General features: G+C 49.9%; 23 protein-coding genes. 13 read left to right on the top strand and 10 right to left on the bottom strand.

What is annotated here, in order from left to right; translation table 11 throughout:
- Window positions 1-31: 31 nt before the first annotated feature.
- Window positions 32-493 carry a DUF2691 family protein gene (locus tag EVJ23_RS13710; protein WP_131441323.1) on the bottom strand — a complete coding sequence of 154 codons (462 nt, stop codon included), beginning with the start codon at window positions 491-493 and terminating at the stop codon, window positions 32-34.
- Window positions 494-685: 192 nt separating this feature from the next.
- Here EVJ23_RS13710 and mqo point away from each other — a divergent pair, with 192 nt between their 5' ends.
- The 3 genes from mqo (at window position 686) to EVJ23_RS13695 (ending at window position 3,498) form a co-directional block, all read left to right on the top strand.
- Window positions 686-2,185 (top strand): malate dehydrogenase (quinone), encoded by a 1,500-nt coding sequence (mqo, locus tag EVJ23_RS13705; protein WP_131441322.1) that lies wholly within the window; start codon window positions 686-688, stop codon window positions 2,183-2,185.
- Window positions 2,186-2,299: 114 nt separating this feature from the next.
- On the top strand, window positions 2,300-2,788 hold the full coding sequence (locus tag EVJ23_RS13700; RefSeq protein WP_131441321.1) for a hypothetical protein: 489 nt from the start codon (window positions 2,300-2,302) through the stop codon (window positions 2,786-2,788).
- A 14-nt stretch (window positions 2,789-2,802) separates the two neighbouring features.
- Window positions 2,803-3,498, top strand: coding sequence for a uracil-DNA glycosylase family protein (locus tag EVJ23_RS13695; RefSeq protein ID WP_131441320.1), 696 nt, complete (start codon window positions 2,803-2,805; stop codon window positions 3,496-3,498).
- A gap of 30 nt (window positions 3,499-3,528) precedes the next feature.
- Here EVJ23_RS13695 and EVJ23_RS13690 read toward each other — a convergent pair whose 3' ends face one another.
- The 3 genes from EVJ23_RS13690 to adhP form a co-directional block, all read right to left on the bottom strand.
- Window positions 3,529-4,053 carry a CarD family transcriptional regulator gene (locus EVJ23_RS13690; RefSeq protein WP_016510581.1) on the bottom strand — a complete coding sequence of 175 codons (525 nt, stop codon included), beginning with the start codon at window positions 4,051-4,053 and terminating at the stop codon, window positions 3,529-3,531.
- Window positions 4,054-4,157: 104 nt separating this feature from the next.
- Window positions 4,158-4,592: a MarR family winged helix-turn-helix transcriptional regulator gene (locus EVJ23_RS13685; RefSeq protein WP_070328004.1), complete on the bottom strand. Its 435-nt coding sequence runs from the start codon at window positions 4,590-4,592 to the stop codon at window positions 4,158-4,160.
- Window positions 4,593-4,752: 160 nt separating this feature from the next.
- On the bottom strand, window positions 4,753-5,784 hold the full coding sequence (gene adhP, locus EVJ23_RS13680) for an alcohol dehydrogenase AdhP (RefSeq protein WP_070328005.1): 1,032 nt from the start codon (window positions 5,782-5,784) through the stop codon (window positions 4,753-4,755).
- A 192-nt stretch (window positions 5,785-5,976) separates the two neighbouring features.
- Between adhP and EVJ23_RS13675 the strand changes: the two genes are divergently transcribed.
- A complete protein-coding gene (locus EVJ23_RS13675) occupies window positions 5,977-6,720 on the top strand; it encodes a hypothetical protein (RefSeq protein WP_131441319.1) in 744 nt (247 codons plus the stop codon).
- A gap of 48 nt (window positions 6,721-6,768) precedes the next feature.
- Here EVJ23_RS13675 and EVJ23_RS13670 read toward each other — a convergent pair whose 3' ends face one another.
- The gene (locus EVJ23_RS13670) at window positions 6,769-8,553 is read right to left on the bottom strand and encodes an SLC13 family permease (protein ID WP_131441318.1); all 1,785 of its coding nucleotides are present in this window, start codon (window positions 8,551-8,553) and stop codon (window positions 6,769-6,771) included.
- A gap of 190 nt (window positions 8,554-8,743) precedes the next feature.
- On the opposite strand from EVJ23_RS13670, the gene EVJ23_RS13665 reads away from it, so the two are divergent.
- From EVJ23_RS13665 to EVJ23_RS13655, 3 genes are read left to right on the top strand one after another with little or no spacing between them, the layout of a single operon-like run.
- Window positions 8,744-9,490 (top strand): methionine ABC transporter ATP-binding protein, encoded by a 747-nt coding sequence (locus EVJ23_RS13665; protein WP_131441317.1) that lies wholly within the window; start codon window positions 8,744-8,746, stop codon window positions 9,488-9,490.
- Entirely contained in the window at window positions 9,483-10,145 is a 663-nt protein-coding gene (locus tag EVJ23_RS13660) for a methionine ABC transporter permease (protein ID WP_071398721.1), read from the top strand. Before EVJ23_RS13665 ends, EVJ23_RS13660 begins: the two co-directional genes overlap by 8 nt.
- A gap of 25 nt (window positions 10,146-10,170) precedes the next feature.
- A complete protein-coding gene (locus tag EVJ23_RS13655; RefSeq protein WP_131441316.1) occupies window positions 10,171-10,986 on the top strand; it encodes a MetQ/NlpA family ABC transporter substrate-binding protein in 816 nt (271 codons plus the stop codon).
- Between the two features lie 34 nt (window positions 10,987-11,020).
- Here the strand turns inward: EVJ23_RS13655 and EVJ23_RS13650 are convergent, their stop codons facing one another.
- The 3 genes from EVJ23_RS13650 to EVJ23_RS13640 form a co-directional block, all read right to left on the bottom strand.
- Complete coding sequence (locus EVJ23_RS13650; protein WP_131441315.1) at window positions 11,021-11,857, bottom strand: aldo/keto reductase; 837 nt, start codon at window positions 11,855-11,857, stop codon at window positions 11,021-11,023.
- 90 nt (window positions 11,858-11,947) lie between these two features.
- Complete coding sequence (locus tag EVJ23_RS13645; protein WP_131441314.1) at window positions 11,948-12,910, bottom strand: HAAS signaling domain-containing protein; 963 nt, start codon at window positions 12,908-12,910, stop codon at window positions 11,948-11,950.
- Window positions 12,897-13,244 carry a PadR family transcriptional regulator gene (locus tag EVJ23_RS13640; protein ID WP_035386661.1) on the bottom strand — a complete coding sequence of 116 codons (348 nt, stop codon included), beginning with the start codon at window positions 13,242-13,244 and terminating at the stop codon, window positions 12,897-12,899. Before EVJ23_RS13640 ends, EVJ23_RS13645 begins: the two co-directional genes overlap by 14 nt.
- A 143-nt stretch (window positions 13,245-13,387) precedes the next feature.
- Here EVJ23_RS13640 and EVJ23_RS13635 point away from each other — a divergent pair, with 143 nt between their 5' ends.
- The 6 genes from EVJ23_RS13635 to EVJ23_RS13610 all read left to right on the top strand — a co-directional run bounded on the left by EVJ23_RS13635 (window position 13,388) and on the right by EVJ23_RS13610 (window position 18,113).
- On the top strand, window positions 13,388-13,789 hold the full coding sequence (locus EVJ23_RS13635; protein WP_131441313.1) for a hypothetical protein: 402 nt from the start codon (window positions 13,388-13,390) through the stop codon (window positions 13,787-13,789).
- A gap of 154 nt (window positions 13,790-13,943) precedes the next feature.
- On the top strand, window positions 13,944-15,008 hold the full coding sequence (locus EVJ23_RS13630; RefSeq protein ID WP_131466068.1) for a FecCD family ABC transporter permease: 1,065 nt from the start codon (window positions 13,944-13,946) through the stop codon (window positions 15,006-15,008).
- Complete coding sequence (locus tag EVJ23_RS13625) at window positions 15,005-16,006, top strand: FecCD family ABC transporter permease (protein WP_131441311.1); 1,002 nt, start codon at window positions 15,005-15,007, stop codon at window positions 16,004-16,006. Before EVJ23_RS13630 ends, EVJ23_RS13625 begins: the two co-directional genes overlap by 4 nt.
- Window positions 16,007-16,025: 19 nt before the next feature.
- On the top strand, window positions 16,026-16,979 hold the full coding sequence (locus EVJ23_RS13620) for an ABC transporter substrate-binding protein (RefSeq protein WP_131441310.1): 954 nt from the start codon (window positions 16,026-16,028) through the stop codon (window positions 16,977-16,979).
- Between the two features lie 24 nt (window positions 16,980-17,003).
- On the top strand, window positions 17,004-17,708 hold the full coding sequence (locus EVJ23_RS13615) for a hypothetical protein (RefSeq protein WP_035386810.1): 705 nt from the start codon (window positions 17,004-17,006) through the stop codon (window positions 17,706-17,708).
- A 108-nt stretch (window positions 17,709-17,816) separates the two neighbouring features.
- A complete protein-coding gene (locus tag EVJ23_RS13610; RefSeq protein WP_131441309.1) occupies window positions 17,817-18,113 on the top strand; it encodes a hypothetical protein in 297 nt (98 codons plus the stop codon).
- Between the two features lie 36 nt (window positions 18,114-18,149).
- Here the strand turns inward: EVJ23_RS13610 and ahpF are convergent, their stop codons facing one another.
- Window positions 18,150-19,673, bottom strand: a complete 1,524-nt coding sequence (gene ahpF / locus EVJ23_RS13605) for an alkyl hydroperoxide reductase subunit F (RefSeq protein WP_131466072.1) — start codon at window positions 19,671-19,673, stop codon at window positions 18,150-18,152.
- Window positions 19,674-19,685: 12 nt separating this feature from the next.
- Window positions 19,686-20,249 (bottom strand): alkyl hydroperoxide reductase subunit C, encoded by a 564-nt coding sequence (gene ahpC / locus EVJ23_RS13600; RefSeq protein ID WP_016510347.1) that lies wholly within the window; start codon window positions 20,247-20,249, stop codon window positions 19,686-19,688.
- Window positions 20,250-20,294 lie beyond the last annotated feature (45 nt).

The following is a 20,294-nucleotide window of genomic DNA, read 5'->3' as shown; positions in this document are numbered from 1 at the left end:
ATTCTCCTTGATCATTTTGGGTGAGCGTATTTTACCAAATTGTTAATGTTGTTCTCATATCGTTGGCATCGGTCAGGTAGGCGACTTCTTTGAATTCACATGAGAGCGCATGGTCATAAAATGATTCAATCATTCGTTGATTTTTACAATAGATGTCGACGAACGTGCTGTCGACAATCAATAGGGCAAATTCGCAAGGGCTGTCGAGGAATGCCTCATACGTTTCGACATCCGTCACCGGTCCAGCTGGAAAAGCTTTTAGATTCAAAAAGATGAGATAGTGTTGGTCTTGGCTGATTAAATCGCCAAACGCTTCTCCATCCATCACAGTCGGTTCATGGAATAACAGCTCACTTAACTCGTCATCCCTTACCGTGTAAGATTCTTCACCGAGAATGAACCACATGTAACGGCTCAATTCGATTGGTTTCAGTATTTCTAATAAATAAGTCCCGTAGTTGTTCGGTATTTTAAAACTGACGCCTCGCCTCATGGTAATTTTCTCCCTTCACGATTAATGAGCCGAATTCTTCTTAAAAGTTTCATCTCTATTTTCACTACTTAACCCTTATCTTTCATCACAAAAGCGTTATAATCAGTATAACGATTACAAAGAAACGATCGGCGAATGGGGATTTACTGAATCGTTTCATACACAAATCCAGGGGAGAAGGATGGGGTTTTCATGAGCAGTGTCCAAAAGAGAACAGACGTCATTTTGATTGGTGCGGGAATTATGAGCGCGACGCTCGGGTCGCTCTTTAAAGAGCTCGTACCGGAGTGGGAAGTCAAAGTGTTCGAGAAGCTCGCAAGCGCAGGGGAAGAGAGCTCGAACGAGTGGAATAACGCAGGAACGGGGCATGCCGCCCTCTGCGAGTTGAACTATACGACCGAGAATTCGGACGGCACGCTCGACATCTCAAAAGCGATTAACGTCAACGAGCAGTTCCAAATCTCGCGCCAGTTTTGGGCGCATCTGGTGAACAAAGGATTGATCCAACAACCGGAAGACTTTATCCGCTCGATCCCACATATGAGCATGGTCCAAGGGGAGAAAGATATCAGCTTCTTGAAGAAACGTTTGGAAGCGCTAACAAATAATCCGTTGTTCGATGGTATGGTCTTATCGGACGATCCGGAGCAGTTGCGCGAATGGATGCCGATCGTCATGGAAGGTCGCACGATCGATGAGCCGATTGCCGCGACGAAAATTGACTCAGGGACGGACGTCAACTTTGGCGCGCTGACGCGGGTGCTGTTTGACCATTTGACGAATCATGATGTCGAGGTCAACTACAAGCATAGCGTCGAGGACGTGACACGGTTGCCAGACGGGCTATGGGAAGTGAAAGTGAAGGACATCGAGGCGAATACGATCGAGACGCATACGGCGCCGTTCCTCTTTATCGGCGGCGGTGGCGGCAGCTTGCCGTTGTTGCAAAAGACGGGTATCCCGGAGTCGAAGCATATCGGCGGATTCCCGGTGAGCGGGTTGTTCCTCGTCTGTAAAAACCGTGACGTCATCGAGCAGCACCACGCCAAAGTATACGGCAAGGCGAAAGTCGGCGCGCCGCCGATGTCGGTGCCGCATCTTGATACACGTTACATCGATGGACGGAAAGAGCTCTTGTTCGGACCGTTCGCCGGCTTTACGCCGAAGTTCTTGAAGACAGGCTCGAACCTCGACCTCATCCAATCGGTCAAACCGTACAACGTCGTGACGATGCTTGCGGCCGGGGCGAAAGAGATGCCGCTCACGAAATATTTGATCGAGCAAGTGCTCTTGTCGCACGACAAGCGGATGGACGAGCTCCGTGAGTTCATCCCGACCGCGAAAAACGAGGATTGGGAAATCGTCGCCGCTGGTCAGCGTGTGCAAGTCATCAAAGACACGCCAGCAGGCAAAGGCACGCTCCAATTCGGGACAGAAGTCGTCAGTGCGGAAGACGGTTCGGTCGCGGCGCTCCTCGGTGCGTCACCCGGTGCGTCGACTGCCGTCCACGTCATGTTGAAAGTGCTCGAGCAGTGCTTCCCTGAGCAGTTGCCGGAATGGGAGCCGAAGATCAAGGCGATGGTGCCATCGTACGGCGTCTCGCTCTCAGACCATCCTGAGCTGTTCAAGACGATCCACGAATCGACGGCAATGGCGCTCGGCTTGAAAGAAAAGGGTGTCGTGCACAATTGAATCGGTTGAAGCGAGAATGCGAAAATATTCTCGCTTTTTCTTTTGAATTGCAACATTAAAAACCATATATTGGTTATAAATAAAAGGTGAATACCATCATGTAGGAGGTAGAGGATGGATAAAATCAAGCTTACACAGTGGGAAAGAAAAAAGTATGGTGCTTATCTCGAACACCTGCGAAAATATCCGGACAGTTACGAGTATTGTGTCCTCCCTCATTACGAAGACTATATGGAGACGGCGAAGACGGAATGCGTCCAAATGGGTGATTGCTATGCTGTCCTGATGAAACAAGGGGATCATTATGTTTTGGTCGCCATATTGTTTGATGTCGAGTCGGAAGTCACAGAAATATTGGAGTGGCTAGATCATACAGAAGTCCGGTGCCTTACGCCAACAACGGAGACAGTGATCGTTCGAGACGCATCCGAGATCTTGGATGAAGTAAAGTTCAAAGGGCAGCCGCTTTTGCTGATTGAGAAAGGGACTCAAACATTTTTGATTGATCCAGAAGACTTGAACGAAGTGACGGAAGCTTATGACCAGTACAACAAGATTAACAATACAGGATTAGCTGAAGATGTGACTTTACAGACTGATTGAGAGGAGACCGGGGCATGTGTTCAGTTGAAGTGTTAAAAAGTTGGGTCGAACGTGCGCCCCATCCCTACTATTTCCGACCGTTCGTCAGTAAATCCCCGAGTTCAAAAGGCAACGTCTTCATCGTTGGCATCAATCCAGCGACGCCGATGCATAAGGACGACTTTGCAAGTGCTGAAGAGTATATCGATACATTTTGTCATCGAGAGCAGTTTTTGGAGCGCGTGAAGATGATTCGCCGTTCGCAAGGGAAGACGGACTTATCACGCACGCGGATCGGCTTGAATAAATTTGTCGAAGATTTAGAGCTGAGGGCGAATGGAGAAGTTGAAGTGATTGAGACGAATATGAACGCCTATCCGACGAGACGAGCGAAAGATTTGCTTAGCGTAAATCCTGACTTGATTCAGTATGGGAATCGAGTGTTCCGAGAATTGTTATTCACCTATCGACCGAAAGTAATTATTGTCCATAGCAAACAGGCACTCGGCGAACTGCTCGATTTGCTTGAAGAGGAGCACATGGTTCCACGTCAGACTTTCAATCGAAACCTTCGACTCTGCGACTGGATTGCAAAAGGCCCGATTCCATTTACATACCGTGACGGTGGAATCGGGACGGTGCTATGCTCGAAGCATTTTATGTACCACGGGAACTTAGGGATGAGCTTCCAACCGTTGAAGGAACAAGTGTTACAGGCGTTCAAACAATAAAAAAAGACCGCTTCATATAGAAGGGTCCAATCAAGTGGCGGCAACAGGTTCAGCGCTCAAATAAGCGGCAATCTGTTGATCGATGACTTCTTCCGACAAATGAAGCGCGAGTGAAAGTTCTTTCACAAGAATCGTTTTAGCGTTTTCTAAAATCTTACGATCCTGTTCATATAACTTTTTGTTCAACGAAACTGCTTCGGTTTGTCTCCGAGCAAGCGTGTTGATGACTTGAGCGATATCGTGACGGTTGCCCGAATGAACGACATGCAAGAATTCGCGGTTCCGGTTATTCGGATGGGGATTCCATTCGACACCAGGAGAGCGGAACGATTCGAGGATCTCTTTTGCTTCTTTAGCTTCCAAGAGTGTCAACATCATGACTTTGTCACTATCGACCGGAATACTGATCTGTAGCTTCTGCGCGTTGTTGATTGGATGGAGCGTATAGTACGACTTCGTCTCACCTGCGACCGTCATATCGGAAATTTCGTCAATGCGACAAACTCCGTGGGTCGAATAGATGATTAAATCATCAATTTTGAACAAATCGATCACCTCTTCCTAATATCCATTATAGAGGTAATTGATGTAAATTGTCAACCCGGTTGACATTGAAGGCCGCACAGACGGAAAAAACCTCTTCTTATGATGAGAAGAGATCACAGTTTCCAGTCGGTTTGGAGCAACGTCTGCAATTGATTAAACGCATCGTCGCCAAGTGTCGTGGCAATTTTTTGTTCGAGATCGGCTTTTAGCGCCTCGTTTTGTTCATAACAGCGGATACCGAGGTCGGTCAGCTGAATGCATTTGTCTTTTCGGCTCGTCGGGTGGTCGGTCACCGTGACGAGCTCTTTTGTCTTCAAGTTCTTGATCAGTTTATGGATCGCCTGGCGTGACACATGGACGTTCCGTGTCACTTCGGAGATGGTCGGATTCTTTCGGTAGATGCGGGCGAGGATGTACCATTCCGAGTTGGAGATGTAAATATCATGTTGTTCGTTCCATGCCCGTTCGCTAATGCGTCGGATTTGATCGTGGCGCTCACCGAGCAAATCCAAAAGGTGCGTTGGCGTAAGTTGTTCGTATGGAGTCAAATTGGTCACTCCTATTCTGTTTTGTCGTTCCTAACTATACAAAAGCGGATAGGGCGCGTCAATGCGCTAGTATCTCAAGTTCAACTGAACAGATGATCATGTCATACGATGACCCGGTTTAGACGCCAGTAAAAAAACGAGACCAAATGGCCTCGTTTTTTTACTGGCATTCTTTATTTTTGAAATCGATGACCATTCGTCCTTGAATTTTACCTTGTTCCATCTCTTCGAAAATATCTTGGACTTCGTGGAGGCAACGTTTCTGGACGACCGGTACGACTTTTCCTTCGGCCCCGAACTGGAAAGCCTCTTCTAAGTCTTTACGTGTACCGACGAGTGATCCGACGACTTCGATGCCATCGAGGACGAGACGTGGGATATTCAAATCCATTGTTTCAGACGGAAGTCCGACCGCGACAACTTTTCCACACGCTCTTACAGCGTCGACCGCAGAGTTGAAGGCTACTTTTGAAACGGCCGTGACGACCGCTGCATGTGCGCCCCCGAGTTGCTCTTGGATGATTTTGTCCGCAGCGCCCTCTGTCACTGGATTGATGATCATATCGGCGCCGCTGTCTTTAGCGAGTTTGAGTTTGTCGTCATTGATGTCGACTGCGACGACGTACGCATTGAACACGTGTTTGGCGTACTGAATTGCCAGGTTACCAAGACCACCGCATCCGTAGATGACAACGATTTGACCTGGCTTCACATCAGCCACTTTAATGGCTTTATACGTCGTGACACCGGCACACGTGATACTCGAAGCTTGTGCCGGATCGAGTCCGTCTGGTACTTTGACAGTGAAATCGGCCATTACGATACTTTGCTCGGCCATCCCGCCATCAACGCTATATCCAGCGTTTTGTACGTGGCGGCAGAACGTTTCGCGTCCAGTCGTACAGTACTCACAACGCCCGCAGGCATGATACATCCAGGCGATACTGACGCGGTCTCCGACTTTCAAACTCGTTACGTCGTCAGCAATTTTTGAAACGATCCCGATGCCTTCGTGTCCGAGTACGCGGCCTTGGACATCACCGAAATCTCCCGCGGCAACGTGTAGGTCTGTGTGACATACGCCACAATACTCGACGTCGACAAGCGCCTCTCCAGAATTTAGTGGGCGCAACTCCTTTTCAACCACTTCGATATTCGCTTTGTTAGATGAATTGACTACGACTGCTTTCACTTTATCCCACGCTCCCCATCCTAATTATAGGTAATTAAAGATATGTAATTACCAAACTGACAAGAAAAGAATAGCATAAAAAAGGGAATGAAAACGCTTAACTAAAGGCGAAGTCTTGTCGCTTTCATGAACTTTTTTCACATAATGATTTTGGGGAACAGGATAAGACAGAACACGAAAGGAGGATGAATCGTGCCGACACGAACCGACCTGTTTCAAGCCTATAAACAGAAAATCATTGAGCTTCCTGACATGGACGAAGCGACGTTGAAGAGCGAGACGTTCCTTCTTGAGGAAGACCCGAAGAAGCAATTGACCATTTATTATGCCCCGTTCGAATACATCAATCCGAACGCTAAAGTCGTCATTGCTGGCATCACGCCGGGTCTCTATCAAATGCGACAGTCGTTCGAGGCGATCCGCGACTTGGCTGACGCTTCGGATGAAGCAGCGCTCCAGGCCGTCAAACAGCGCGGCAGCTTCTCAGGGCCGATCCGCAAGAACTTGGTGACTATGCTCGACGACTTGGACTTGCATCACCATCTCCAGATCGAGTCGACGCTCGACTTGTTCGGTGAGGCGAACCATCTCGTGCAGAACACCGCTGTGTTGCCTTATCCGGTTTTTTATAAAGGAAAGAACTATAACGGTTCGAGTCCGGACATGTTAAGAACGGAGCTGTTCCGTTCATACGTCGAGGGCAGTTTCGCCGACGAGATGGCCGTCCTCGAAGATGCGCTCATTTTACCGATGGGTGTCAACGTGCGTCGGGCCGTCGAGACGCTCGTCGCCCGAGGGCTCATCGCACCAGAACGTGTCGTGAGCGGGTTTCCGCATCCGTCAGGCGGAAACGGACACCGACATCGTATCTTCGCTGAGAACCGTGATGCGATGCGGTCTCATATCGCCGACCATTTCAAGCGGCACCCGATTTAAATGCACAAAAGGCAGAAAGCGTGATTGCGCTTTCTGCCTTTTTGAATGTTACATATATAATACGTAAATCATCATAACCGAGACAACAAGGAAGAGGAGGCTCATGACTCCTCCGGCCTTCATATAGTCCGCGTTGCGGTAACCACCCGGTCCCATGATGAAGGCGTTGACTTGATGGGTCGGTAAAATGAACGAGTTCGAAGCTGATACCGCGACAAGTAGCGCAAGACCGATCGGATCGATGTTGAACGTATCGGCCATCATCAGAACGAGCGGGACGAGCAAGACGGTCGCTGCCACGTTTGACATGAAGAGTGAGAAGAACATCGTGATGATCCCGATGATGAATAGAATTGCGAGCGTGCTCCACCCGCCAACGAGATTGACGATGGCATCCGCCGTATAAGCGGCAGCGCCACTCTTTTCAAAGGCTATACCGAGCGGGATGAGCCCGGCTAGTAAGAACACGGTCTTCCAGTCAATGGCTGGGTAAATCTCATCTTTCGGGATGACACCGAGTAAAATCATCAGCAGAGCTCCCGTAAAGAAGCTGAGCGACAGTGGAAAACCGAGAAAGACGAGACCGAGGGCGACGATGATTGAAAACAAGGCTGGTTTTTTCTTGTTCTGCTGCGGAGTGAGTTCGGGTGCTTTCACATCGCTTAAAATCGCGACTTCGCGACCGTTCCGCAAATTGATCAAATCTTTCCAGCTGCCGTAGACGACGAGTTGCATGCCGGCTTCGAACGGGACGTTTTCCAGTTTTGTCTGCGTACCGTCGCTTCCGACGATGGCAAGCGGCTCAAGTCGGAAATTTTTCCTGAAGCCAATATCGCGGAGCGTCTTCCCGATGAACGGCGACGTCGGCGGGATGATGATCTCAGCGAACCCGCTCTCGTCTTCATTTTCAAGCGAAGCGAAGTATTCAAGTTCAGGTTTGATGGTCAGTTCATAATCGGCCGCGAAGCGATTGATCGCCTCGTCCGTTCCGAGGATGGCGAGCGTCTGCCCGATGGCGAGGCGAGTCTTGCGCCAAGGGCCATAGACGTGGCTCTCACCTTCGCGAAGTGCGAGAATGTTGATCCCATACGTCGACCAAATATCGAGTTGTTCAATCGTTTGTCCGGCAAGGCGAGCGTTGACGTCGAGCTCATGGATGTCGGTCGTCAATTGATGCGTTTCTTCCATGAAAGAAGCACTCGTCGTCTGCGTTTCCCCGGACGCTTTCGGCAAGACGAGGCCGCCCGCGAAGTAGAAGTAGAGGATGCCGGTCGCGAGCAAAACGAGACCGATTGGTGTGACAGCGAACAAGTTTAAAGCGTCAAACCCGGACTCGGTCAACAAGTCGTTCAAGATGATGAGCGGGCCCGAAGCGACCATCGTCAGTGTGCCCCCGAGAATGGCGGCAAACCCCATCGGCATGATCAGCTTGGAAGCCGGGATGTTGGCATTTTTACTGATCCGCTTCAAGGCCGGTAAAAATAAGGCGGCCGCACCGATGTTTTGCATGAACGCCGAGATGAGTCCTACGGTTGTCGATGTCGTTGCCATGACGTTCTTTTCTTTGACCCCGACTCGTTTCGTGATAAATTCTGCGACGACGGTCATGATGCCGGAACGTTCGACACCGTAACCGATCAACATAACCCCGATGACAGAAATGACAGCGTTTGACGCGAATCCAGAAAATGCCTCATTAGCCGTGATGACCCCGGTCCATGGCAAGATGACCATGATCAAGACGGCGACGAGGTCGGTCCGGAGTTTATCGGTGACGAATAAGACGATCGCTAGCGCCAAGACAGCGAAGGTCAATAATATTTCGGTAGTCATTCATATACCCCCTATGGTATTTATTAATTTTATTATAAGTGTCTAGAAGGCGGAAAGTGAAGTAAAACGTACTTCAAGCTCAGACCGAACCATTATGACGAGCCGCCTCAACTGACAATCGTCCTTTAGTTCGCTAAAATGGAGAACGGTTATCATTCCACTTTTCCAGTATGAAAGAAAGGGACGGTCTATGATCACGTTAACGAATGTAAGCAAACAGTTTGGTCGTGACGAGGCGGTCCGTGACGTCTCGCTTCAGATTGAACGAGGCGAGGTATACGGTATCATCGGTGCGAGCGGTGCCGGCAAGTCGACGCTGCTGCGCCTGATGAACTTGCTCGAGACGCCGGACGCAGGGACGGTCACGGTCGATGGGAACGAACTGACGAGTCTATCGAGCCGGCAACTCCGCGAACAGCGACACGTCATCGGGATGATCTTTCAACAGTTCAACCTCGTCGGCAACAAGACGGTATATGACAACGTGGTCGCCCCGCTCAAACTGGCCGGGCGACCAAAAGCGCAGCACGAGGAACGGGTGCTCGAATGCCTCCGCTTCGTCGGGCTCGAGTCGTTCAAGGACAAGTACCCGGCCCAGCTGAGTGGCGGGCAAAAGCAACGCGTCGCCATCGCCCGGGCGCTCGCGAACGAACCGCACGTCTTGTTGTGTGACGAGCCGACTTCGTCGCTCGACCCGAACACGACGGCCGAGATCCTCGGCGTGCTGAAGTCGATCAACGAGGCGCTCGGTGTCACGATCGTCATCGTCACCCACGAGATGGACGTCATCAAGCAAGTGTGTGACCGCGTGACCGTCATGGCGGACGGCTCGGTGTATGAGACGCTCGATCTCGTCCCGCGTGGTGTCCCGGAAATCGACAATAATCCGGCCTGGTTCGTCAATGAGTTGCGAAAGGCGGGTGAGCCGTATGCCTGACGTGCTCGTTCAATATCAGACCGAGATTTGGCGCTCGATCGGTGAGACGTTCATCATGGTCGGCGTTTCGATCCTCGCCGCCGTCCTCGTCGGCTTACCGCTCGGGACGTGGCTCTACTTGTCCCGGAAAGGGCAGTTGCTCGAGAATCGGGCCGTCTTCTCGGTGCTCAACTTGGTCGTCAACATCGTCCGCTCGTTCCCGTTCCTGCTCCTCGTCGTGTTTTTGATTCCATTTACGCGGCTCATCATCGGAACGGCGCTCGGGACGGCGGCAGCGACCGTGCCACTCGCGATCATCGCCATCGCCCACTACTCTCGTCTCGTCGAGCAGTCGCTCCTAGACGTCCCACGCGGCGTCGTCGAGGCGGCCGTATCGATGGGGGCGTCGATCAAAGACGTCATCTTCAAATTCTTATACGTCGAGGCCCGGTCCGGACTCGTCCTCGGGCTGACGACGTCGATCATCAGCTTCATCTCGTACTCGACCATCATGGGGGTGGTCGGGGGCGGCGGCATCGGCGACTTCGCCATCCGCTACGGCTATCAACAGTTCAAGACGGAGCTGATGCTGTACATGATCTTCATCATGCTCGTCTTCGTCCAGCTGATTCAGTTCACCGGTACGACGGTGGCCCGGGTCATCGATAAACGCTAATCACCTACAGAAAGAAGGAAAATCAATGAAAAAATTAATGGCACTCTTCGCCTCACTCACACTCGTCCTCGCGGCGTGTGGAACTGACAACGAAACACCGACGGAAGCACCGACGAACGAGCCGCAGACGCTCAAAGTCGCCTCGCTCATCCCACCGATGACCGACATGCTCGAGATTGCGAAAGACCAGCTCGCGGAAGACAATATCGAACTCGAAATCGTCGTCCTCGGCGACAACGTGCAACCGAACACGGCGCTCGCGGCGAAAGAAGTCGATGCGAACTTCTTCCAGCACGTCCCGTACATGGAAGAGTTCAACCGTAGCAATGACGCCAACCTCGTCCCGATCGAACCGATCTATTTCGCCAACTACGGCGTCTACTCGAAAGAGTACGACAACATCGACGACATCCCAGAAGGTGCGACGATCGCGATCGCGAACGACGTCTCGAACATCGACCGCTCACTCTCGCTCCTCGCACAACACGACGTGATCAAACTTGGGGAGAAGACCGGTTCGTATTACACGCAAGCGGACATCACGGACAACCCGAAAAACCTCAAGTTTGAAGAAGTCGACCTTCTCATGCTCGCGCGTGCCTATGACGACGTCGACGCGGTCCTCATGACGCCGGCGTACGCGGCACCGCTCAACCTGACACCGAAGAGCGACGCGCTCTTGACGGAAGGGGTCGAGAACGACTTCGCCATCACGCTCGTCGCCCGTGAAGACAACAAGGACGACGAAGCAATCCAGAAACTCGGTGAAGCGCTCACGAGCGACGAAGTCCGTGCGTTCTTAGAAGAGAATTACGACGAAACGGCGATCCCGGCGTTTTAACGAAAAAAAATGAGCCCATGCGGCTCATTTTTTTTTAGAATTCTTCGTATTCTCTCGGGTCTTGGTTGTCGATGCGGCCATCCGGTTTCGTCAACGCATTGATGGTCTCCATCTCGTCCTCGGTCAACTCGAAGTTGAAGACGTTGAGATTTTCTTGTTGGTGCAGCTCACTCGACGAACGCGGGAGCGGGATGACGCCAAGCTGGATGTGCCAACGCAGGATGACTTGCGACACCGTCTTACCTTTTTGGTTGGCGAGCTCGGTGATCGTCTCGTCATGGATGACGGTCCGGGCCCGGCTGAGCGGACTCCACGCCTCGGTGATGATGCCACGCTCTTTGTCGGCTTGACGTTGCTCGACTTGGGAGAAGTAGGGATGGAGCTCGATTTGGTTGATGACTGGTGTCTCACCCGTCTCTTCGATTAAGCGGTCGAGATGCTCGGGCATAAAGTTCGAGACGCCGATTGAGCGGATCCATCCGTTCTTTTTCGCTTGGATGAGCGCGCGCCATGCCTCGACGTATTTATCTTGCTTCGGGTTCGGCCAGTGGAGTAAAAATAAGTCCCAATAGTCGAGGTTGGCCCGGTAGAGCGACTCTTGAATCATATTGAGGGCCTCATCATAATCGAAATATTGACCACGCAGTTTCGACGTCAAAAATAACTGCTCACGCGGGATACCGGACTGGCGGACTGCTTCCCCGAGCGCGCCTTCGTTGTCGTAGCGAATCGCTGAGTCGATGAGACGATAACCGTTACGGATCGCGCTCGTGATGGCGTCGACACCGGTCTCGCCTCGTAAGAAGACGGTGCCGAGTCCGATAGCTGGAATCTCGTAACCGTCGTGTAGTTTGATGGTCGGAATGTTCATAAAATGCCTCCTCCGTGGAAATACGTTCTCTTCTCGGCTATTCCACTTTCCTGGGGAATGAAACGTTTGAATGCGAGATGAGTATTTCAATTAAGGACGAAACGCTTTATAACATCCTTCAATCAAATCGATGAGACAGACGACGACGACAGTCAGCACTATGCTCCATACACCCCATTGTGTGAGTGTCGTGAGAGCGACGCTGGTTCGTTCGGCTAGGAGAGCGAGAGCTTCCGATGAAATGAGCTCTGGTTGCAGCAGAATCAGTGCCGTCACTCCAATCCATAGAACGTTCAAGGCCACATTCCATAGGGCGAGCGGTTTCGTCCAATAGCGCACAATCCACTTATAAACTCCAATTCCGATGTCAAAGACGGCTAGCGCAATTACGAACGGGAAAAATCGATCCAATATTTCTGGGTTAATGAGGGGGAATGTCTCTCCGTCAATTGATAAGCGGATCCATTGATCAGTGTTCACATAGAGCATCAGCAAGACAACGACCATAACAAAATCAAATACGATTGAACTGAGGGGGATGAACTTTGTACGTGGTTTTACGTTCTTTAATTTTTCTGGTGACCATTTCGATAAAGGGACATCTCCTTCTGGGGAAGCCCGCTCGATGATAAAGAAGACAAGCGTAATCCAGAAGAAAGTCTGAATCACGACTTCGAAGATTGCAGAGCTGATTTGAACCAGTCCTTGGATGATGAATTGTACCCATGATGATTCAACATTCGCATCAGCAAGATAAGCGATAGTTGCGAGAATAATCGAGAGTGTGATAGCAATTGGCAAGACGGTCTTCAAAATACTCACATAGCCTGGGAATAGGGCTGGACCAATTAAATGGAGCGGGCGATTGGCATACCGTGCGGCCAGTATGCTCGGGTCACCTAACTGACGGAGGGCCTCCAAGAGAGCTTTCTCGGACGGGTCGTCTCCCGTCATATCATCAATCGTGGACTCGAGTTCAAGCGCAACATCTTCTCGCATCGACTCAGGGATTCGAGACGTCACTTCTGCAATATACACATCACGAAGGTTCATGGTCGTTTCCTCCTTCTATCAAACGGTTTAATGTGAGCGACATCTTATTCCATTCTGCATACAACTCCTGCAACATATCCGTTCCCTCTGCGCTGAGGACGTAATATTTGCGAGGCCGGCTCTCAGTCGTATCCCACGAGCTTGTCACGAGCCCTTGCTTTTCAAGCCGCCTTAAGAGCGGATAGAGCGTGCTTTGATCGATGCTGACATCGGCATCGAGAAGCGCCTGAACGAGTGAATACCCGTACTGTGGTGTCTTCAGTTGACTCAAGACTGCAATCGTCAAGGTGCCTCGTCGTAACTCGGTCATCAATGAGGCTTTTACATCAGACATCTCTTTGCCTCCTTCGATTCTTTTTATACTGTATATTATACACTATAGTGTGATGTACAACAATTATGAATAAAAGTATTAGGAAACCGGAATTCAGTTGCCTATTTTCCTGTTTTTGGGATAATTGGAGTGAGGTGATTGGGATGAAATGGTGGTGGGCGCTCGGTTTGGCAGTGACGGTGACTTTACTTTACGTGAATGACGCGTGGTACGGAGGTGCGGCGACATTTGGTGTGCCGATCGGTTGGATGATTTCGATATTGATTTTAGTGAAGCTCACGTATCCGAGACGTAAAGTATGGTCCGCATTTGTGAGTGTGTTTTTAGTCGGCGCTACAATCGTACTTTCGATTCCGACTTACTCGGTCGCTGCCGCGGAACAAGAACTGTTCACAACGTACGGGAGCGTCACTTATACGGAAAGTGTGCGAACGAACGGGGACGAATGGAATCCGTTCGTCCCAACTGTCGCGTATGTATTTGAAACGGAGACGGGGGAGTCGATCCTGTTCATTCCGGACTCAGGGAAGTCGTTTGAACTATAAAAAAACTCGTCCTCACGCGGAGGACGAGTTTTTTTCAGCTTGTTGACTAACACAAGCAGATTCGCTCATCCTTCCGGCGACTTCGTTCGTCAGCAGCCTGACTATTTTTATAAAAATAGCCTTGACTGATGGGGGCAGGTAGAGAATAATACATATGTTGATAATGATTATCATTATCTATGAAAAGAAGCGGAAAGGAATTGACGTGCGACTCATTCAAGCAAAATCAAATTTAATTAAATTTACGTATTGGATACTTTTTGGCTTATGTTCAATCGTGATTGTGTCAAGTTACTCAATTACAGTCGGGGCAGCCACGATCCCTATCTCTGCTATTCAAGACGCCATTTTTCATTATGATTCATCTAATGCCCAACACGTTGTGATTTGGGATTTGCGTTTGCCAAGAGTGTTTGCGGCTATACTCGTTGGAGCATCCTTTGCCGTAGCTGGAGCCATCATGCAAGGAGTGACACGAAATAGCTTAGCGGATTCGGGTATTCTTGGGATTAACGCAGGCGCTGCATTCGCATTGGCGATTTCATTCGTATTTTTCCCGAACATCTCGTTTACGCTGTTAATGTTTATTACGTTCATCGGAGCTGTAATAAGTATGGGCTTAACGTTCGGTGTGACGAGCTTATACGGTCAAGTTACCGCACTGCGTCTCGTGTTGGCTGGTTCGGCAGTCTCGGCTTTATTTTTTGCTTTAAGTGAAGCAGTCACCATCTATTTTAAAGTGTCGCAAGATGTGGCGTTTTGGTATGCCGGAGGACTCATCGGCGTTTCGTTCGAACAATTAAAAGTCGTGGCACCATGGATTGTCGCCATGTTGATGTTTGCGGTTCTATTCAGTCGCAAAGTTACGACGTTAAGTCTTGGTGAAGATGTGGCGATTGGTCTAGGAGAAGACGTTAGGAAATCAAAATTTATGCTAGCTTTAGTCGTCCTACTGTTAGCTGGTGCCTCGGTCTCGATGGTCGGTCCGATCGGCTTTATCGGTTTAGTAGTTCCTCATATGGTTCGTGGGATTGTCGGGGTTGACTATCGATATATCATTCCATGTTCTGCTGTATACGGTGCTTTGTTATTGCTTATCTCTGACCTGTTGGCCCGAACCATCAATCCCCCTTATGAAATCCCAGTGGGTGCAATTTTAGCTTTGATTGGGGTCCCGTTCTTCCTACACATCGCGCGAAAAGCGAGGCGTGAACTATGAGAAAGCCATATATTGTTTGGACCGGTATGCTCATTGTGAGTTGGTGGATAGTTGCACTGTATAGCATCAATTCAGGGTTCATATCCCTTACTCCACAAGAAGTGTTAGACACCCTCTTCGGTCAAGGGACAAGTCAACAGACAATGATCTTGTTCGATTTGAGGTTGCCGCGAATTTTCTTGGCTTCATTCATCGGCTTCGGACTTGCTATTTCAGGGGCTACTTTACAAGCGACGATGCGAAACAGCTTAGCTGAACCAGGTATATTAGGCATCAATGGCGGGGCAGGGCTATTCGTCGTATTATTCGTCACTTTGTTGCCGACCACTTCAAACGAGTGGATTCAAGCGGTCAGCTTACCGGTGGTCGCGCTAATCGGTGGGGTGCTAACCGCCTTCATCATTTATGTGTTAGCTTACAATCGGAACGAAGGAACACCGCCGATTCGGTTAATTCTAGTTGGAATCGGTGTGGCGTCTGGGATGAGTGCGTTAATGATCGTATTGACACTTGCGTTGAATCCTTTTCAGTACCAATTCACAAAACTTTGGTTGGCCGGCAGTATTTGGGGTGCTTCTTGGGAAAAAGTTGCTTCACTGCTCCCTTGGCTCTTGATCGGTGGAGGGCTCTTAATGTACCGCAGCCGCTATTTAGATGTGTTGACGTTTAAAGAAGACATGGCTGTCGGCTTAGGGGTGAAAGTGGAACAGACCCGGCTGTGGTTGAGCTGGATTGCGGTAGCGGTTGCTAGCGCTTGTGTGGCCGTCGGTGGCGGCATTAGCTTTGTCGGTTTGATCGCACCTCACTTGACGAAGCAACTGATCGGGACAAAGCATCGGTATGTTATTCCGATTTCAGGTCTAGTGGGAGCACTGCTCGTTTTGACAGCTGACACAATCGGACGCCTTATTTTACAGCCTAGTGAGATACCGGCGGGAATTATTATCGCAATCATCGGAGCCCCTTACTTTTTACATTTGCTCGCTAAAAAAATATAAACAGAAAGCAGGATGAGATATGAAACATTTATGGCTTGCCACAATGGCGGCACTCCTTTTAGTGATCGGTGTTGGATGTGCCCAGTCAGAGACTGAGACGAAAACAGCGACGACTGAAAAACGAACGATTGAACATGCCGGAGGGACGACAGAACTTTCATCAGATGTTGAGAAGGTAGTCGTTCTTGTCCCTGGATGGGAAGATTATTTGTTGTCACTCGGCATTACGCCGGTCGGTGTCACGAATGGTTTTGAGCAAATTGGCGATGGGGTCTTGCCTTATCTACAAGAAGATTTGAAAGATGCCCAGCGTGTCGGTGACCCATATCAAGGGAATTTTGAAGCGATTATGGCGACAGAACCAGACGTTATCATCGGGGATGTCTGGTTGAAAGAATCTTATGACCAATTGAACGCGATTGCGCCGACCATATTGATTGGTTCGGAAGAGGGAGACGTGGACCCGAAAGAGTGGGAGACGAACTTTTTGAAAGTAGCAGAAGTGTTCGGTAAAGAAACAGAAGCGGAAAATATCATCCAACAGACAAATGATCGTGCGGAAGAGTTATCTGCGCAATTTGAAACTGAACTAGGGGATGAAAAAGTTGCATTCCTTCGCGTGCGCCCGAAAGATCGAGGTCTTAACATTTATGCGAAAACAGATCATCCGTTGAACACGTTGATGTATGAGAATCTGAAATTAAATGCCGCGAACATGGTACCAGCGGATGGCGGATCGAGTGAATTATCTTTCGAAAAAGTGCCTGAAATTGACGCTGACCATTTATTTTTCCAAGTCGACAATAACGGGAAAGCTCACATGGAAGAGATTAAAAACAGTAACCTTTGGCAATCCGTCCCGGCCGTGCAAAAAAATCAAGTTCATCCTGACGACTATTGGGTATACATGGCCTGGGGACCTAAAGGACGAAATTTGATCATGGATCAACTTGAAGGACATCTACTGAAATAAGCCGCACAGAAAGGAGGAGTCATGATGACTGATGAAATGCATCGCTATTTAAAAGACGAATATGGAATTGTAATCGATTCGACGTCATCACCAGACTTTGCTTACAATGAGTTGCTGACGGATGCAAGTGTGGTCTCTTCCCTTCTACGGCATCAACAAGAGCAAATGGAAAACTGTCATCCGGTCGTGGCAGGGACACTGTTTGCCAAACGCTATTCGGTTTTGTTCATGGGGTTACTCGACGCATTCAACCGATTCGATTGTCTAGTAATTCCACGTCTTAATAGCGGCGGGATTCGGTGCATCGAGGATGGTTGTATGGAATTTGTTATTCATAAATATGACGTGTTTTCGTCTCAAAACGGACACGACACGAACGAAGCCTGGGTTCGCTGGCTTACTAGTCACCTTACTCCTTTGCTAACAAAAGTTTCAGACGAAACAAAAGCAAAATTGTCTCACATGTATAGCCTGATTTCACATAATCTATTTCAAATCGATTTACAGATGGAGCAATCAGAGCCTGAACATGCAGACGAATATCGTCAGAACCTGCATACGCTGATTGATGACGGAGTGAAAAGCGCGAATCCGTTGAATATGACGTTCAAGCTAATCGATAATGGAACTGAGAGCTATTATGTGCGCAAACATTGTTGCTTGGCGTACTTGAAACAAAATCGTGATCGTTCCTCATGTTGCGGAACGTGTCCGTTGTTGCATAATTAATTTGTTGAAACCGCTCGTGCGTTGCCGAGCGGTTTTGAATGCATTCATTTTTTTGGGATAACATGAGTGAGATGATTGAGATAAAGCTTTGGTGTGCCGATCGGTTGGATGATTTCGATATTGATTTTAGTGAAGCTCACGTATCCGAGACGTAAAGTATGGTCCGCATTTGTGAGTGTGTTTTTAGTCGGCGCTACAATCGTACTTTCGATTCCGACTTACTCGGTCGCTGCCGCGGAACAAGAACTGTTCACAACGTACGGGAGTGTCACTTATACGGAAAGTGTGCGAACGAACGGGGACGAATGGAATCCGTTCACCCCAACTGTCGCTTATGTATTTGAAACGGAAACGGGGGAGTCGATCCTGTTCATCCCGGATACTGGGAAGTCGTTTGAACTATAAAAAAAACTCGTCCCCACGTGGAGGACGAGTTTTTCGTTAGTTGCGGATCATGTAATCGAAAGCACCGAGTGCGGCTGTCGCACCAGAGCCCATCGAGATGATGATCTGTTTGTAGGCACTGTTCGTGCAGTCGCCTGCAGCGAACACGCCTGAGATGTTCGTCGAACCATGATGGTCGACGATAACCTCTCCGAAGTTGTTGCGTTCGACCGTATCGAGCCAGTCCGTGTTCGGGACGAGGCCGATCTGGACGAAGACGCCTTCAAGTTCGACGTGATGCGTTTCGTTCGTCTCACGAGACATGTACGAGATCCCGTTCACTTTGTCCGTACCTGTGATTTCAGTCGTCTGGGCGTTCGTGACGACGGTCACGTTCGGTAGACTGTGAAGACGGTTTTGAAGTACTTGGTCGGCCTTCAGTTCAGGTGCGAACTCGAGTACCGTGACGTGCTTGACGATGCCGGCGAGGTCGATGGCCGCTTCAATTCCAGAGTTACCGCCGCCGATGACCGCGACACGCTTGCCTTCGAAGAGTGGACCGTCACAGTGTGGGCAGTAGGCGACACCTTTGTTTTTAAACTCGGCTTCGCCTGGGACGTTGACGTTGCGCCAGCGTGCCCCTGTCGACAAGATGACACTCTTACTCTTCAGGATCGCGCCGTTTTCAAGTTCGACTTCGACGAGGTCTTTCTTCTCAAGGCGCTTCGCACGTTGCAGATTCATGACGTCGACGCCATATGCTTTCACATGTTCCTCTAAGCTCGCGACGAGTTTTGGACCTTCCGTGTACGACGTGCCGATGAAGTTCTCGATGCCCATCGTGTCCATCACTTGACCACCGAAGCGTTCAGCGACGATGCCGGTACGGATACCTTTACGAGCCGCGTAAACGGCCGCGCTTGCACCAGCCGGACCACCACCGATGACGAGGACGTCATACGCCTCTTTGTCTTCGAACGCCGAAGCGTCAGGACCTGTGCCGAGTTTCGCCAAGATCTCTTCGAGTGACATCCGTCCGTTACCGAACGCTTCTCCGTTCAAGAAGACGGTCGGGACGGCCATGATTTCTTTCGCTTCGACTTCTGCCTTGAACGCGCCGCCGTCGATCATCGTGTGTGAGATGTTCGGGTTGAGCACGCTCATGACGTTAAGTGCTTGGACGACGTCCGGACAGTTATGGCAGCTGAGGCTGATGTACGACTCGAAGTGGTACGTCCCTTGGATGTTTTGGATTTGCTTGATCGCATCTGCGTCTACTTTCGGCGCTCGGCCGCTCACTTGGAGCAACGCGAGGACGAGTGACGTGAACTCATGACCGAGCGGGATCCCGGCGAAGACGATGCCCGTCTCTTCAGACGGACGGTTCACGCTGAAGCTCGGTGTGCGTTCGAGCGTGACGTTTTCGACGGAGATACGTGACGACATGCTTGCGAGCTCGTTGACGAGTTCGAGCATCTCTTTAGAGACCGCGTCATCACCAGCGCTCACACGGAGGACGACGTCGCCCTCCATGAGCTGCAAGTATTGATCTAGTTGTTGTTTAATATCTGCTTCTAACATGGAATCCGCTCCTTACAACTTGCCAACGAGATCGAGGCTTGGACGAAGTGTCGCTGAGCCTTCTTCCCATTTCGCTGGGCAAACTTCGCCTGGGTTGTTGCGGACGTATTGTGCTGCTTTGACTTTGTTTACGAGCGTGCTCGCGTCACGGCCGATGCCGCCTGCGTTGATTTCAACAGTTTGGATGACGCCGTCTGGGTCGATGATGAACGTACCGCGGTCAGCAAGGCCATCTTCTTCGTTCAAGACGTCAAAGTTGCGTGAGATCGTGTGTGACGGGTCGCCGATCATGATGTATTCGATCTTGCCGATTTTCTCTGACGTTTCGTGCCAAGCTTTATGTGTGAAGTGTGTGTCTGTAGACACTGAGTAGACTTCGACGCCGAGGTCTTTCAATGTCGCGTATTCGTTTTGAAGGTCTTCAAGTTCAGTCGGGCAGACGAATGTGAAGTCAGCCGGGTAGAAGCAAACGACGCTCCATTGACCTTTAAGGTTGTTGTCTGATACTTCGAGGAATTCTCCTGTTTGGAACGCTTGTGCTGTGAATGGTAAGATTTCTTTGCCGATTAATGACATGGGGTATGTCCTCCTTGGGTTTTTACTCTAGCGGAATTGTATCTC

This window comes from Exiguobacterium sp. SH1S1 (genome assembly GCF_004337245.1).
Taxonomy (GTDB): Bacteria; Bacillota; Bacilli; order Exiguobacteriales; family Exiguobacteriaceae; genus Exiguobacterium; species Exiguobacterium aurantiacum_A.
The sequence above is the reverse complement of the archived record's forward strand: the minus strand, read 5'-3'. Positions and strand labels throughout refer to the sequence as shown.

Excerpts from the sequence above, each read along its gene's own strand:
- EVJ23_RS13695 (WP_131441320.1), top strand. The coding sequence starts at position 2,803 with ATGTGTTCAGTTGAAGTGTTAAAAAGTTGGGTCGAACGTGCGCCCCAT.
- EVJ23_RS13640 (WP_035386661.1), bottom strand. The coding sequence starts at position 13,244 with ATGTCTGATGTAAAAGCCTCATTGATGACCGAGTTACGACGAGGCACC.
- EVJ23_RS13635 (WP_131441313.1), top strand. The coding sequence starts at position 13,388 with ATGAAATGGTGGTGGGCGCTCGGTTTGGCAGTGACGGTGACTTTACTT.
- EVJ23_RS13645 (WP_131441314.1), bottom strand. The coding sequence starts at position 12,910 with ATGAACCTTCGTGATGTGTATATTGCAGAAGTGACGTCTCGAATCCCT.
- mqo (WP_131441322.1), top strand. The coding sequence starts at position 686 with ATGAGCAGTGTCCAAAAGAGAACAGACGTCATTTTGATTGGTGCGGGA.
- EVJ23_RS13620 (WP_131441310.1), top strand. The coding sequence starts at position 16,026 with ATGAAACATTTATGGCTTGCCACAATGGCGGCACTCCTTTTAGTGATC.
- EVJ23_RS13670 (WP_131441318.1), bottom strand. The coding sequence starts at position 8,553 with ATGACTACCGAAATATTATTGACCTTCGCTGTCTTGGCGCTAGCGATC.
- EVJ23_RS13625 (WP_131441311.1), top strand. The coding sequence starts at position 15,005 with ATGAGAAAGCCATATATTGTTTGGACCGGTATGCTCATTGTGAGTTGG.
- ahpC (WP_016510347.1), bottom strand. The coding sequence starts at position 20,249 with ATGTCATTAATCGGCAAAGAAATCTTACCATTCACAGCACAAGCGTTC.
- EVJ23_RS13615 (WP_035386810.1), top strand. The coding sequence starts at position 17,004 with ATGACTGATGAAATGCATCGCTATTTAAAAGACGAATATGGAATTGTA.
- EVJ23_RS13700 (WP_131441321.1), top strand. The coding sequence starts at position 2,300 with ATGGATAAAATCAAGCTTACACAGTGGGAAAGAAAAAAGTATGGTGCT.
- ahpF (WP_131466072.1), bottom strand. The coding sequence starts at position 19,673 with ATGTTAGAAGCAGATATTAAACAACAACTAGATCAATACTTGCAGCTC.
- EVJ23_RS13655 (WP_131441316.1), top strand. The coding sequence starts at position 10,171 with ATGAAAAAATTAATGGCACTCTTCGCCTCACTCACACTCGTCCTCGCG.
- EVJ23_RS13710 (WP_131441323.1), bottom strand. The coding sequence starts at position 493 with ATGAGGCGAGGCGTCAGTTTTAAAATACCGAACAACTACGGGACTTAT.
- EVJ23_RS13610 (WP_131441309.1), top strand. The coding sequence starts at position 17,817 with ATGATTTCGATATTGATTTTAGTGAAGCTCACGTATCCGAGACGTAAA.
- EVJ23_RS13665 (WP_131441317.1), top strand. The coding sequence starts at position 8,744 with ATGATCACGTTAACGAATGTAAGCAAACAGTTTGGTCGTGACGAGGCG.
- EVJ23_RS13650 (WP_131441315.1), bottom strand. The coding sequence starts at position 11,857 with ATGAACATTCCGACCATCAAACTACACGACGGTTACGAGATTCCAGCT.
- EVJ23_RS13660 (WP_071398721.1), top strand. The coding sequence starts at position 9,483 with ATGCCTGACGTGCTCGTTCAATATCAGACCGAGATTTGGCGCTCGATC.
- EVJ23_RS13630 (WP_131466068.1), top strand. The coding sequence starts at position 13,944 with ATGTTGATAATGATTATCATTATCTATGAAAAGAAGCGGAAAGGAATT.